Genomic DNA, 13419 nt, shown 5'->3' with positions numbered 1-13419 from the left:
ACAATGACTCTTGAACCAATTATTCTTATTCCTGCCCGTATAGGCTCAACCCGTCTTCCTCAAAAAGCTCTCGCTGAAATTGGCGGAAAACCGATGATTGTTCATGTCGCAGAACAAGCCAAAAAAGCTGCAATAGGGCGTACAATCGTTGCAACAGATCATAATGATATCGCTAAAGCTGTTGCAGATTATGGGCATGAATGTATCATAACACAAGGCGATCATAAATCTGGATCTGATCGTATTTATGAAGCTTTAATGCGTATTGATCCGAAACAACGTTATAATACCATTTTAAATATACAAGGTGACTTACCAACAATAATGCCTTGTGAAATCATTCATGCTTTACGCCCTTTAGAAAATAGCTTTACTGATATTGCAACCTTGGGTGCTCAAATCATTGAAGAAAATGAAAAAAGAGATCCCAATATCGTCAAAATCGTTGGTACACCGCTTTCTCAAAATCGCCTTCGTGCTCTTTATTTTACGCGCACCACAGCACCTTATGGAGATGGTCCTCTTTATCATCATATTGGAATATACGCTTATCGGCGCGAAGCACTTGAGAAATTTGTATCATTCAAACCCTCTACACTTGAGATGCGTGAAAAACTTGAACAATTACGTGCATTAGAAAACAATATGCGTATCGATGTGGAAATAGTCGATACAATTCCCTTAGGCGTAGACACACAACATGATCTCAATAGAGTTCGTGAGATTTTAGCATGAAAATACTTCAAAAAACCAATAAAATTTCTTTCCAAGGAGAATACGGCGCTAATTCCCATATTGCTTGCTCCAATATGTTCCCCAATATGGATGCTGTTCCCTCTGCTACTTTTGAAGACGCCCTTAATTTAGTGGAAAGTGGCCAAGCTGATCTTGCTATGATTCCTATTGAAAATACTCTTGCGGGACGCGTTGCAGACATTCATCATCTTTTACCGCAATCATCTCTTTATATTATTGATGAATATTTTTTACCTATCCATTTTCAATTAATGGTTTTGCCAGGCGTTACATATGACGAAATTAAAACCGTCCACAGCCATACGCATGCCCTTGCACAATGCCGAAAAATCATACGAAACAACGGTTGGAAACCTGTTGTTTCTACAGACACTGCTGGAGCTGCAAAATTTATTAAAAAAAATGCTAAACGTTCACAGGCTGCCTTAGCTCCTCTGATCGCAGCAGAACTCTATGGACTTGATATTCTTGAAAGAGATGTTGAAGATAACCCTCATAATATTACCCGTTTTGTCATCCTCTCACGCTCCAAACGACATGTTCCCAAACCTCAAAATGGCGAAAAAATCATCACCAGTCTTCTTTTTCGAGTGCGCAATGTTCCCGCTGCTCTCTATAAAGCTATGGGAGGATTTGCAACGAATGGTATCAATATGACAAAATTAGAAAGCTATCAAATTGGTGGAAATTTCAACGCAACACAATTTTTTGTTGATATTGAAGGACATCCTGAAGACCCGATGATGAAACTTGCCTTAGAAGAATTATCTTTCTTTTCTGCAGAACTGCGTATTATCGGTACTTATCCAGCACAAAACGATCGAACATCGTATATATAAAAGCAATTAAACTGCCATCATTCTTTGCTGATATCAAAGAGCATCGTAAAAATTTCATGATGCGACGCATCTTGGAAGAGCTCGTTTTTTCTACTCAACACCCTTCATAAACACTGAAGAAGAAAAAACAGCTCGTAACAGAATATATAAATTATTTTCATAATATTTTTTCACAAATTATATCATGATAAAAAGCAATTCAACTTGCATCAAAACAAATGTAAAAAACACAGTAACCCAAAATAAAGACGCTTGTACCGTCTATTTCCCTTTATATATTAAAGGGAGCTTCTTGAGAAAAGTCATTTCCTCTGATAATTTATTCCAATAAAGATAACGAATTTCTAAATTGGCTCTCAAAACAATTCAAATTATTATACATAATAGAGCATTCAAATCTCTTAGACTGATATCATTCTGAACATGGTTTAAAGCTAGAAAATGCAACTTAGTCCTGCTTTTAGCATTAAGTTTGAACTTTCATTTTTATAAAAACTGATTTATGATTCATCTCACTTTAGAAAAAAGGAAAGGATAATGAAAAAAATCTTCGCGCAAGGATTATTAGCCGCAAATATTCTCGCCTACTCTAGTGTTGCATTTGCTGGCTTTGGTGAGAAAAAGTGGAATTTTTCGCTGGATGAAAGTGTTGTGATAACCCCATCCGATATTGTCCATCAAGGAGTTGAATACTCTTGTAGTACCTTTAAACCGAATAAAGTATCCTTCACTTTATCGTACTCTACTCCTTCTGATCTAAACAAATTGAGAATTGTTGTTGATGATGAAAAGAAAATAACCCATGATAAAGAAAAGAAGGTCTTTACACTAAAAAATATAAAATCTCTTCACATAAGTTTTCCTTCGTCAGGACATTATATTTTTAAAAATATTACGAAGAAAAAAGTTGTTGGAACAAATTGTGACACAGGAGATTATGATTAATAATATTTCTATAACATCTAAACTTGAGTAGAGTTATTCTTTTTTCAGGCGTTTTTTCAAAATACGGCATGATAGGCTATTAAAACTAATCGCTGAAGAGGTGTTTTATACTAATATGGAAGAACCTTAAGCTGCTCAGAACATTAGGTATTGAAGGACTTTTGCAAAAACTAAAAGACTAAAATTCAATTGCTCTGTATTTTCTACTATCAGAGCTATTTTTAAAATAATAAAACTTTTATCTTCACAATTGCTTCATTTTAGCACTATAAAGCACATCGTGCCCAAATCACTTAGATAAACAGAAAAGTAAAATTTGCTCTATAGATGCATTATAGATGCATTATAGATCATACTCATTCAGCTTTTGTAAAAATTCATCTTGCTTTTCCCTCCTTGTTAAAGGATATAATTATTTGAAAATATAAAATGTCGTTTATATAGAATAAGAACCTTTTTATGCTTATAAAATTAGCACCGCCTTATTTCTATAGCGTTTAATGTCGCCTCTTCTCTTGCATGAGTACAGCCCCTTGAAAAATATATGAAATCTTTTCTCAAATAATGAAAATTTATATATTGATTCGTCTTGTGATGAATATCAATGCTTTTTAATTAAAAGAACAAGCACTCAAAAAAAGAGTGATAACATCTACTCAGTATTTATATTCGTATATGTTAAAAGAAAAAATATTACGTATTTGATATTCTCATTCATTATAGAAATGAGGTGCTGACCTTATAAGATATTTAAGATATTGACTTATCATTATAAGACTTTGATTTTTTGATACTGAATTACAACCGCAAATAAAGTAAGATCCTCCTAGCTTAAATCTTCATATTAAATCAATTAAAATCGTTTCCTTGAAAGTTACAAATGGGAGTGGTGTGTGAGTAAAAACAATTAAAAAAAAGGAATAAAAATGCTTCTTATAAAGCCTCTCAGGTGCAAGGGATCGCAACATTGGGATTTGTTAAATAGTATGAGGGCTCAAATGCATGCTTTTATTAAGTGTAAAGAGAGTAGTGCACAATGGATTTATACCTCAATGGAAGGGATTTATACCTCAAAGAAACCATGTATACTATTACGAGCGGGGTTTGAAATAGAGTATTGAGCAATAGCTCTTTAAAAAGCCTGTGAATGTACAACATTAAGTTATTCTGTTTGAGATGTTCTGTTTTTTTGTGAGAGAAGCAACACCATTAAAGCTATATTTATAATTATTTAAATAGCACTCTCCCCCCTAATTTTCGAATGTTAGCCAATTACATGCTCTATCTGCTTTATTTGCTTCTTTGACTGTTGTAAATTTTTGATGGTTCAATTTCGTAAGTTTTAGAACAAACGTATCTACCTTAAAACTCTTACATATTTCAGCGAATGAAAATAATTATACATTCAAATTATCCTAAGCGAAAAAATATTTTCATACCAAATAAATATAAAGAGCTACTGTTATGAAAACTGATAAATCCACAGTCTCTTTGTTGTTTATATGTCAATAAATTAAACACAAAAGAAAATTCTTCATCGTTCTTAGGATATTTTTCGTTTCTGAGCTTGATTTTTCATTCCAAATCGACAATATGAACTTGGGAGGTTGGTGGTGGACGAACTACTCGCCAACTGGGTCAGGTCTGGAAAGAAGCAGCCCCAACGAGTTCTGGTACGGGTCATCGTTCCAGCCTCCTATTTTGCTGAAGAAATTATTTTTTATGCTGTCTTTTAGCGAGGTATTTTTAATCTTCAGAGCGGCATTTGTATGCAGAAAATGAAGGGGTTTGATTATTTTTAAACAAATTATCCTATAAATAATTTGATTAAGAAAAAATCCTTTTATATGAGACTACAGTATTGATCTATGCTTTTGTATATCAAAATGTACGCATAAAAAACTTCGAAGTTGGAAATATTCATGGAAAATGTACCGGTAGAAACAGCCTATCGTGTTCTTGCTCGTAAATATCGACCTCAAAACTTCTCTGACCTCATTGGTCAGGAAGCTATGGTGCGTACTCTCACCAACGCCTTCGAAAAAGGTCGTATTGCACAGGCGTGGATGTTAACAGGGATTCGTGGCGTAGGTAAAACCACAACAGCACGTATTTTGGCACGCGCGCTTAATTATAAAACAAAAGATATCGACCAACCAACAACCGTATTGGACTCTCTTGGTGAACATTGCACACAAATTATCGAAGGACGCCATATTGATGTTATAGAAATGGATGCCGCTTCTCATACGGGCATTGATGATATTCGTGAAATTATTGAACAAATACGCTATCGTCCTGTTTCTGCACGTTATAAGGTTTATATTATCGATGAAGTACATATGCTCTCAACACAAGCCTTTAATGGTTTATTGAAAACTCTTGAAGAACCACCATCCCATGTGAAATTTATTTTTGCCACAACAGAAATTCGCAAAGTTCCTATTACAATCCTTTCGCGTTGCCAACGTTTTGATTTGCGACGGATTGAATCAAAAACTTTAAGTGCACATTTGCACCAAATTGCGAAATATGAAAAGGTAGAAGTAGAAGATCAAGCACTCTCTATGATTGCCCGTGCTGCAGAAGGATCTGCACGTGATGCATTATCCATTTTTGATCAAGCGATCGCCCATAGCAATGGCAATGTCAATGCCATTGCGGTGCGTACAATGTTAGGATTAGCGGATCAAGCACGTATTATTGATCTTTTTGAATTTATCATGAAGGGCGATGTTGTCAATGCATTACATGAATTACGCAGTCAATATGAGGCAGGTGCTGATCCTCTTACTGTATTGACAGAACTAGCCGATTTTAATCATCTGGTTACACGTTTACGTTTTACACCAGAAATAGTGGAAGATTTCTCACTGACTGAAGAACAACGTTTAAGAAGCTTAAACTTTTCAAAAAAACTTTCCGTTCCTGTTTTATCCCGAAACTGGCAAATGTTACTCAAAGGTTTACAGGAAGTTAATCAAACTTCACGCCCGCTTCAAGCCGCTGAAATGCTTTTAATTCGTCTTTCTCACACAGCTGACTTACCAACTCTTGATGAAGCTTTAAAAAAGCTTTCACAAGAAAAAACACCTCTCACACTGGTTAAAAACTCTTCTCATCAAGAATCTACAAATGCAAATAATATAACAAAAGAAACAATGGTCGAAGCCCATGCTTCCTCGAGCATTTCAAATACATTACCAGATCAATCAGATTTAAAAAACCAATTAGATCATTCCTTACAATCAGAGAAATTTGTTAAAAATAAAACGCCTGACAACACAAAAGCCCAAGAAGTAGCAGAAAGTCTTGAAACTTCTCAATCTATTGATCTTTCTGAAAAGATTGCAAATTTATCGCATGCTGTCACGCAAACAACAGAAAAGATTACTCAACCTAAAACTCTAGTGATTAATTCTTTGCACGATATTGTTCAATTAGCCGAACAGCATAATGACACTCCTTTCAAACTCCTTGTTAAAGAATTTATTCATCCTGTTTCTTTTGAAGCTGGGCATATTACCTTAAGACTTTCTGAAAATACCCCACAATTTCTTGCTCATGATATAGAAAAAAAGATATCTCAATGGACTGAGAAACGCTGGACGATAACTTTTGTTAATGAAGGAGGTGGACCAACCTTACAGGAGGAAAGTATAGCGATTCAAAAGACTCTTTTTTCCAATGCAGAAACAGATCCTGATATCGCGAAAATCCTCAACCATTTCCCAGAAGCAAAAATTGTCGATATTCGACTCAATAAAGAAGAAAATGATCTTGATTTACTCCCCAATACCTCTAAAAATGCTGATGTTTTTAAAAATAAAAATGATATCAATGATGAATAAGGATACCTATTCCTATGCGTGAAATGATGAGCATGATGAAAAAAGCCAAAGAAATGCAAGAAAAAATGCAGAAGATTCAGGACGAAATAGCTAATCTGCAAGCTACCGGTACCGCAGGGGGTGGTCTCGTCAATATCACTTTAAGTGGCAAAAATATTATAACAGCAATTCAAATTGATCCTTCATTACTCAAACCTGAGGAAGCTGAAATTCTTGAAGATCTCATTATGGCAGCTTATAATGAAGCCAGAACAAAAATCGAAGTCGCAATAGAAGAAAAAACCAAAAGTATAACGGCAGGACTACCGCTCCCATCAGGTTTAAAGCTTCCATTTTAATGAAACGGATTTTTCCGTGGGACAAAAATATGTCTAAATACATTGCAGGACCTGAGATTGAACGTCTCATTCAGATTTTATCACGTATACCAGGTCTTGGTCCACGTTCAGCGCGTCGTGCTGCGCTTCATCTTATCAAAAAAAAAGAGACATTGCTGGAGCCTTTAGGAGCAGCTATACAAGCAGCTATAGAAAAAGTCGGCATTTGTTCTGTTTGTGGAAATGTCGATACCATTGATCCTTGTTCAATTTGTACAGATCCTCGCCGCGATGATACAACAATTATTGTTGTTGAGGATATTGCTGATTTGTGGGCTCTTGAGCGTGCAAAAACTTTAGCCGCACGTTACCATGTATTGGGTGGACGACTCTCCCCCTTAGATGGAATAGGTCCTGACGAACTCAACATTGCCACCTTAATACAACGTGTTGTACAAAACCCCATTACGGAAATTATTCTTGCTGTCAATGCAACCGTCGAAGGTCAAACAACTGCTCACTATATCACCGATCAGCTTTCCAATTTTTCAGTTAAAATTACGCGACTTGCTCATGGTGTTCCTGTAGGAGGCGAACTTGATTATCTTGATGATGGAACTTTAGCAGCTGCTGTACAAGCACGAACAAATCTTTAACACTTTTTCTTCTTAACCTTTAGCTCTTTAATGACGGGGGAATATTCAAATGCTAAAGAAAAAACTCTTATTTTTCAACGACCTTGGTCCTGGTATTTTAGTATGTTTATTCATATCAGCTTTAGCGTATGGTTTAGAAGTCGTGGAAAAGCAGCTTTTTGGGCAAGCATGGCTTGAAAGTCTTGTTTTAGCAATTCTCTTAGGATCTGTTACCCGTAGTTGTTTTACTTTGCCAACATATTTTCAAAAAGGTATAACTTTTTGTGCCAAAACACTTCTTGAAATTGCTATCGTACTTCTAGGAGCAAGCATTAGCATTAACGCAGTGCTTTCAGCCGGTTGGAATTTACTTTCTAGCATCATATTCGTTATATTCGTAACGATTATCCTTAGCTTTGCCATTGGTCGAATCTGCGGGCTCTCTAAACATTTAGCAATGCTTGTTGCTTGCGGAAATGCTATTTGTGGTAACTCAGCCATCGTTGCCGTTGCACCTGTTATTAAAGCAAAACACGAAGAAGTAGCTGCATCAATTGCTTTTACTGCTCTTTTAGGAGTTGTTATTATTTTACTTCTCCCTTTTTTATATCTATTTTTGAACTTGTCATTTAGTCAATATGGTGTGCTTTCTGGCATGGTAGTTTATGCCGTACCACAGGTCTTAGCAGCAACAGCGCCAATATCTTTCGTGAGCGTTCAAATTGCAACTGTTGTTAAATTAGTACGCGTTCTCATGTTAGGCCCTGTTATTTTTACTCTATCCATCATTTATCGCCGATCAGCACAAACACGCTTACGTCTACACACCCTTGTCCCATGGTTTATCATCGGTTTTATTATCATGATGCTTATTCGTTCAAGCGGACTTATCCCTGAAGCGGCTATAAACCCGATCAGACTTATCGCTCAACTGCTCACGGTCATTTCAATGGCAGCTTTAGGATTAGGTGTTGATATCCGCTCATTGAAAAAAGCAGGATGGCGTGTTATCTTAGCTTCAACCTGCTCCATACTCACCCTTGGAGCTTGTAGTTTTATCATGATAAAATTAATCGATTTAAATCAGATAATATTTTGAAATAGCCCTTAAATACTTTTGCTTTTTTCAATGTAGAACACAATAAACCCCAATATTTGCTAGTATTGGGGTAGCCTTTTCACCAAACTAAGCTAAAATTTCAAAGAATTTGCTATCATTCTATACAAAAAATTTAATGCGCTTTAATATAGTACAGAAAGCTATCAAATTGCTTATAACTAAGTATCATAGTACTGAAATACATCATTCATTAAAAACTCTACTCTAACCAAAATCAATTTTTTACAAAAAGCTAATGAATGTGCTCTTATTGGGAAAAATAATGTGATCTCACGATTTCTTCCCTTCAAATGGTTGTTATTTACTCTGTTATACAACAAAGCATAATGAAAATTAAATCTCCCCCGCATTCAATAAGGAAAAGAATATTAAATATAGACTAGACATAATAAAAAACTTCAAAAAACAGTGTTATCTATTTGTTTTATAAGTGACTTTAACTATTGCAAAATGTACAATAAAATAAAAAAGAGTAAAAAATACAGCAGGCCTTTTGTTTATCATATTATTCAACTACAATATTTTTATGCTTATCCTTGCCATAGACACTGCTTCAATCTATTGCGCTGTTGCGCTTATTCGTCATAAATCTGTTATTGCGCGTATCAATGAGCGCATGAACAAAGGGCATGCTGAAAAACTTATTGGGCAGATTACACAAATAATGACACAAGCCAATATGACTCTTGATCAAGTTGAGCGTATTGCTGTCAATATTGGACCTGGATCATTTACTGGTGTCCGTGTCGGTGTTGCAACAGCGCGCGCTTTGGCATTAGCACTTGAGATACCAGCTATTGGAGTGAGTGCTCTTGAAGCGTTAGCAGCACAAGTAATAAACAGTAAAAGTACAGCATCAGCAATTACTGTTGTCATTGAAGCAGGGAGAGAGATGTTTTACCATCAAAATTTTCATAATGATCTCACACCTTTGGGAGCGCCGGGATTAAAAACAATTGAAAATATCCTCGACGATTTGCCAAAAAAAACCCGACTGACTGGCCCAGCTGCTGATGTCGTGGTGGAGCATATTAAAAACTATAAAATAAATGAAAAAATTGTCTTAGAAAAAATCCCCTGCGAAGCGGCTGATATTGTAAGCTATGCTTATCTTGCTGCAAACAAACAATCAAAAAATTCGCCTCGCCCACTCTATCTACGCAGCGCTGATGCAAAACAACAAACCAATTTTGCTTTACCACAAAAAAAATAATGTCCAAGTTTTCATTGACAAAAAAGAATTTTGGAATTGCTCCGCTACAAGTTAATGATAGTGCTTCTCTTCATCAAATTCATCAACATTGTTTTACCCCTTCTTGGAAAAAACAAGCTTTTGATAATTTCTTAACAGATCACTCTATCTTCGGATACAAAGTTTTTCTCATTAATCGCTCTAATCACATTTTAGGCTTTTGCCTATGCCGTCTCATCCTTGATGAAGCAGAAATCATCACAATTGCTGTTCATCCTCATTATCGTCAACAAGGAATTGGTACCTTTCTTATCGATCGTACAGTTCACCATCTTCACGACAAGGGCGCTATAAAATTATTCTTGGAAGTAGAAGCTACAAACCTTTCTGCTTTGAACCTTTATCAACGCTTTGAATTTCAAAAAATTTCTAAACGTCTTGCCTATTACCCGTCAAAAAATGGTCGTGGTGATGCAATTATCATGCAAAAAACTTTTAAGTAAATAGATTGAGATTTGTGTAAAAAACATTTACACATGCGCTATGAATAAAGTAAATCCTAAAAATACGCCTCCTGTTGCTCCAAAAAAGGTTTTTATCAAAACCTATGGATGTCAAATGAATGTTTATGATAGCCAACGGATGACTGATAGTCTCAGTTCGCAAGGCTATGTGACAACACAAATTCCCAATGATGCCGATCTTATTCTTGTGAATACCTGTCATATTCGTGAAAAAGCAGCAGAAAAACTTTATTCTGATCTCGGTCGTTTGCGCGTTATGCGTCAAGAGCGCACACCTGATAAACCCCTGATGGTTGGTGTAACGGGTTGTGTTGCACAAGCTGAGGGAAGTGAAATCTTGCGCCGTGCTCCAACAGTGGATCTTGTTATTGGTCCGCAAATGTATCATCGCTTGCCAGAATTGTTAGAGAAAGCCAAACAAGGAAAAAAAATTATCGAAACAGACTATGCTGTTGAAGATAAATTTGCTCATTTGCCGCCCCATAATAAACATGCAGTGAGAAAACGAGGTGTTAGCGCATTTTTAACAGTACAGGAAGGTTGCGATAAATTTTGCACTTTTTGTGTTGTGCCCTATACACGCGGTGCTGAAATATCACGATCCGTTGAGCAAATTACTGAAGAAGCCCTTCAACTCATCGAAGCGGGCGTCAAAGAAATTACGCTGCTTGGACAAAATGTCAATGGTTGGCATGGACAAAGTGCTGATGGCAAAACTTGGCGTCTTGGCGATCTGCTTTATCATCTTGCAAAACTCGATGGTTTAAAGCGTTTGCGTTACACAACCAGCCACCCACGTGATATGGATGATAGCCTTATTGCCGCGCATCGAGATCTTGATATGTTAATGCCTTACCTCCATCTTCCTGTTCAATCTGGTTCAGATCGCATCTTAAAAGCTATGAACCGCCAACACAAAAGCTCTCATTATCTTCATCTTATCGAAAAAATTCGAACCGCACGGCCAGATATTGCCTTTTCAGGCGATTTCATTGTAGGGTTTCCAGGAGAAACAGATGAAGACTTTGAAGAAACCATTAAACTTATTCAACAAGTACAGTACAGTTCAGCTTATTCTTTTAAATATTCCCCCCGTCCTGGAACAGTGGGAGCCACAATGAAAAATCATGTTGATGAATCTGTAAAAGATGCCCGCCTTCAACATTTACAAGTCCTTCTCCTTGAGCAACAAAATGCGTTTTTGCGTTCTAAAATTGGTCAAAAAACGAATGTTCTCATCGAAAAATCTGGACGTCACTCAGGGCAAATGGTAGGACGTTCCCCTTGGCTTTTACCTGTTGTCGTCGATACAGAAGCCTCTACAGGTAGCATGATAGAAATTCATATTAAAAATGCAAGCTCAAACAGTTTTGTTGGTGAAGTGACAAATAGATAAACATGCCTCTAAAACCTTGTTCACAATAAATATTTTGGAAAACTCTTTTATTTTAAAAGAAAATGATTACATCTAAAGCGTGCACTTTTGTAAAAAATTGTCTTTTATAAAGTTTACTTAACAAAATGTGCAATATTTATGTAGATATGGAGAATAGGCTGAAAGCTTCAACCGAAAAAATAAAGCGTATTAAAGAAAATGTAAATATGTCCCGTGAAAAGGCTGATACCTTGAAACAAACAAGCGCTTCAGATCTGAGCCAAGTTGTTTTGATTTTCGAAAATAACAAATATGCAAAAGCGGTTTTTGGTAAATTTGACGAAAATCTCGCTTATATCGAAAAAAAACTCGAACTTAGTATTCATCCGCGTGGTAATGAAGTCTTAATCCGTGGAAATATTTCTGTTATAAAACGTGCGCAATATGTATTGCAGCAACTTTATGAACGTGCCAAAACACATCAAGAGCTCACTTTATCAGATATAAAAGGAGCGCTTGCTATGGCAAATATACCAAAGAAGCAGAAAGAAGACACAATAACTCACAAATCTGCAACAAAACGTATACCAGCACGGTTAAGTACCCATAAAAAAATAATTCATGCAAGAACTCCAACACAAGATACTTACATACGCGCTATGGAGCATACTGAACTTGTGTTTGGTGTAGGACCAGCAGGAACAGGTAAAACTTATCTTGCTGTTGCTCATGCTGCTATGCTTCTAGAACGTGGTATCATTGAGCGAATTATTCTCTCGCGTCCGGCTGTTGAAGCTGGAGAACATCTTGGTTTTCTTCCCGGTGATCTCAAAGAAAAAGTCGACCCATATTTACGACCACTTTATGATGCTCTTTATGATATGATGCCTGCTGAAAAAGTCGAGCGCATTTTAGCTTCTGGTGTCATCGAAATTGCTCCTCTTGCCTTTATGCGCGGACGAACACTTGCCCATGCTGCTGTTATTCTTGATGAGGCACAAAATACTACGCCCATGCAAATGAAGATGTTCCTCACACGTCTTGGAGAAGGCACACGTATGATTGTTACCGGTGACGTAAGCCAAATTGATTTGCCTACAGGGCAAAAATCAGGTCTTATTGAAGCAATTCGCATTCTTTCAAATGTAGAAAATATTGCAATTGTACATTTTGATGAAAAAGATGTTATACGCCATCCACTTGTTGCTGCTATCGTTCGTGCTTATGATCGTGATTCCGAGATAAAAAATAACAAAAAATCATTCGCATGCGATGATGAACATGATACATTAAAAAATGAGTTTGATTCATCATGATTATTATTGATATAATGGTTAAAAGCGCAGGGTGGAATGATGAGAAAATGCTTTATAATATCACTGAAAAAGCATTAATGACGACTATGCATCATGTTTCATTGGAAGATGTTGTAAGCGAGATTAGCCTGCTTTTTACGAATGATGAACATATGGCGCAAATCAATGCACAATGGCGCAACAAAAACAAATCTACTAATGTATTATCCTTTCCTGCTTTTCCACTTAAAGCTGGAAATCGACCTGGTCCCATGCTCGGTGATATTATTATTGCCCGAGAAACTGTTGTTTTCGAAGCAGAGAAAGAAGGAAAAACATTTCAAGACCATTTAACGCATATGATTGTTCATGGTATCTTGCATCTGCTTGGTTATGACCATGAAACTGATGATGAAGCATATAAAATGGAAAAGCTCGAAAGAGAAATTCTTCAAAAGCTTTCCATAAAAGATCCTTACGCAGAATTGTCTATCAATGATAAAATTTAACTTTTAAAATCAGTATTACCAGCATACCATTTAAAGCCTCTTATTTATCTATTATAAAAAG

At 36.3% G+C, this 13419-nt stretch carries 12 protein-coding genes and 1 other RNA gene; all 13 read left to right on the top strand.

Annotated elements, in window-relative coordinates; genetic code table 11:
* Positions 1-3 precede the first annotated feature (3 nt).
* The 13 genes from ACFIKU_RS03080 (at position 4) to ybeY (ending at position 13358) form a co-directional block, all read left to right on the top strand.
* Complete coding sequence (locus tag ACFIKU_RS03080; protein ID WP_375656649.1) at positions 4-735, top strand: 3-deoxy-manno-octulosonate cytidylyltransferase; 732 nt, start codon at positions 4-6, stop codon at positions 733-735.
* Entirely contained in the window at positions 732-1595 is an 864-nt protein-coding gene (locus tag ACFIKU_RS03075) for a prephenate dehydratase (protein ID WP_375656648.1), read from the top strand. The genes ACFIKU_RS03080 and ACFIKU_RS03075 overlap by 4 nt, the downstream gene beginning before the upstream one ends.
* A gap of 537 nt (positions 1596-2132) precedes the next feature.
* The gene (locus tag ACFIKU_RS03070; protein WP_375656647.1) at positions 2133-2540 is read left to right on the top strand and encodes a hypothetical protein; all 408 of its coding nucleotides are present in this window, start codon (positions 2133-2135) and stop codon (positions 2538-2540) included.
* 1602 nt (positions 2541-4142) lie between these two features.
* An RNA gene (gene ffs, locus ACFIKU_RS03065) (signal recognition particle sRNA small type) lies at positions 4143-4240 on the top strand.
* Between the two features lie 222 nt (positions 4241-4462).
* Positions 4463-6391, top strand: coding sequence for a DNA polymerase III subunit gamma/tau (locus ACFIKU_RS03060; RefSeq protein ID WP_375656646.1), 1929 nt, complete (start codon positions 4463-4465; stop codon positions 6389-6391).
* Between the two features lie 14 nt (positions 6392-6405).
* Complete coding sequence (locus ACFIKU_RS03055; protein ID WP_375656645.1) at positions 6406-6729, top strand: YbaB/EbfC family nucleoid-associated protein; 324 nt, start codon at positions 6406-6408, stop codon at positions 6727-6729.
* 29 nt (positions 6730-6758) lie between these two features.
* Positions 6759-7364 (top strand): recombination mediator RecR, encoded by a 606-nt coding sequence (gene recR, locus ACFIKU_RS03050; protein WP_375656644.1) that lies wholly within the window; start codon positions 6759-6761, stop codon positions 7362-7364.
* 49 nt (positions 7365-7413) lie between these two features.
* A complete protein-coding gene (locus ACFIKU_RS03045; RefSeq protein WP_375656643.1) occupies positions 7414-8442 on the top strand; it encodes a YeiH family protein in 1029 nt (342 codons plus the stop codon).
* A 547-nt stretch (positions 8443-8989) separates the two neighbouring features.
* Entirely contained in the window at positions 8990-9676 is a 687-nt protein-coding gene (gene tsaB / locus ACFIKU_RS03040; RefSeq protein ID WP_375641676.1) for a tRNA (adenosine(37)-N6)-threonylcarbamoyltransferase complex dimerization subunit type 1 TsaB, read from the top strand.
* Positions 9676-10158 carry a ribosomal protein S18-alanine N-acetyltransferase gene (gene rimI, locus ACFIKU_RS03035; RefSeq protein ID WP_375656642.1) on the top strand — a complete coding sequence of 161 codons (483 nt, stop codon included), beginning with the start codon at positions 9676-9678 and terminating at the stop codon, positions 10156-10158. The genes tsaB and rimI overlap by 1 nt, the downstream gene beginning before the upstream one ends.
* Positions 10159-10198: 40 nt before the next feature.
* Positions 10199-11575, top strand: a complete 1377-nt coding sequence (miaB, locus tag ACFIKU_RS03030; RefSeq protein WP_375656641.1) for a tRNA (N6-isopentenyl adenosine(37)-C2)-methylthiotransferase MiaB — start codon at positions 10199-10201, stop codon at positions 11573-11575.
* Between the two features lie 158 nt (positions 11576-11733).
* A complete protein-coding gene (locus tag ACFIKU_RS03025; RefSeq protein ID WP_375656682.1) occupies positions 11734-12870 on the top strand; it encodes a PhoH family protein in 1137 nt (378 codons plus the stop codon).
* Complete coding sequence (gene ybeY / locus ACFIKU_RS03020; protein ID WP_375656640.1) at positions 12867-13358, top strand: rRNA maturation RNase YbeY; 492 nt, start codon at positions 12867-12869, stop codon at positions 13356-13358. The genes ACFIKU_RS03025 and ybeY overlap by 4 nt, the downstream gene beginning before the upstream one ends.
* Positions 13359-13419 lie beyond the last annotated feature (61 nt).

This window comes from Bartonella sp. CM120XJJH (genome assembly GCF_042194715.1).
In the GTDB taxonomy this organism is placed as follows: Bacteria; Pseudomonadota; Alphaproteobacteria; order Rhizobiales; family Rhizobiaceae; genus Bartonella.
Note: the sequence above shows the minus strand (reverse complement) of the source record. Positions and strands in the feature narration are given on the sequence as shown.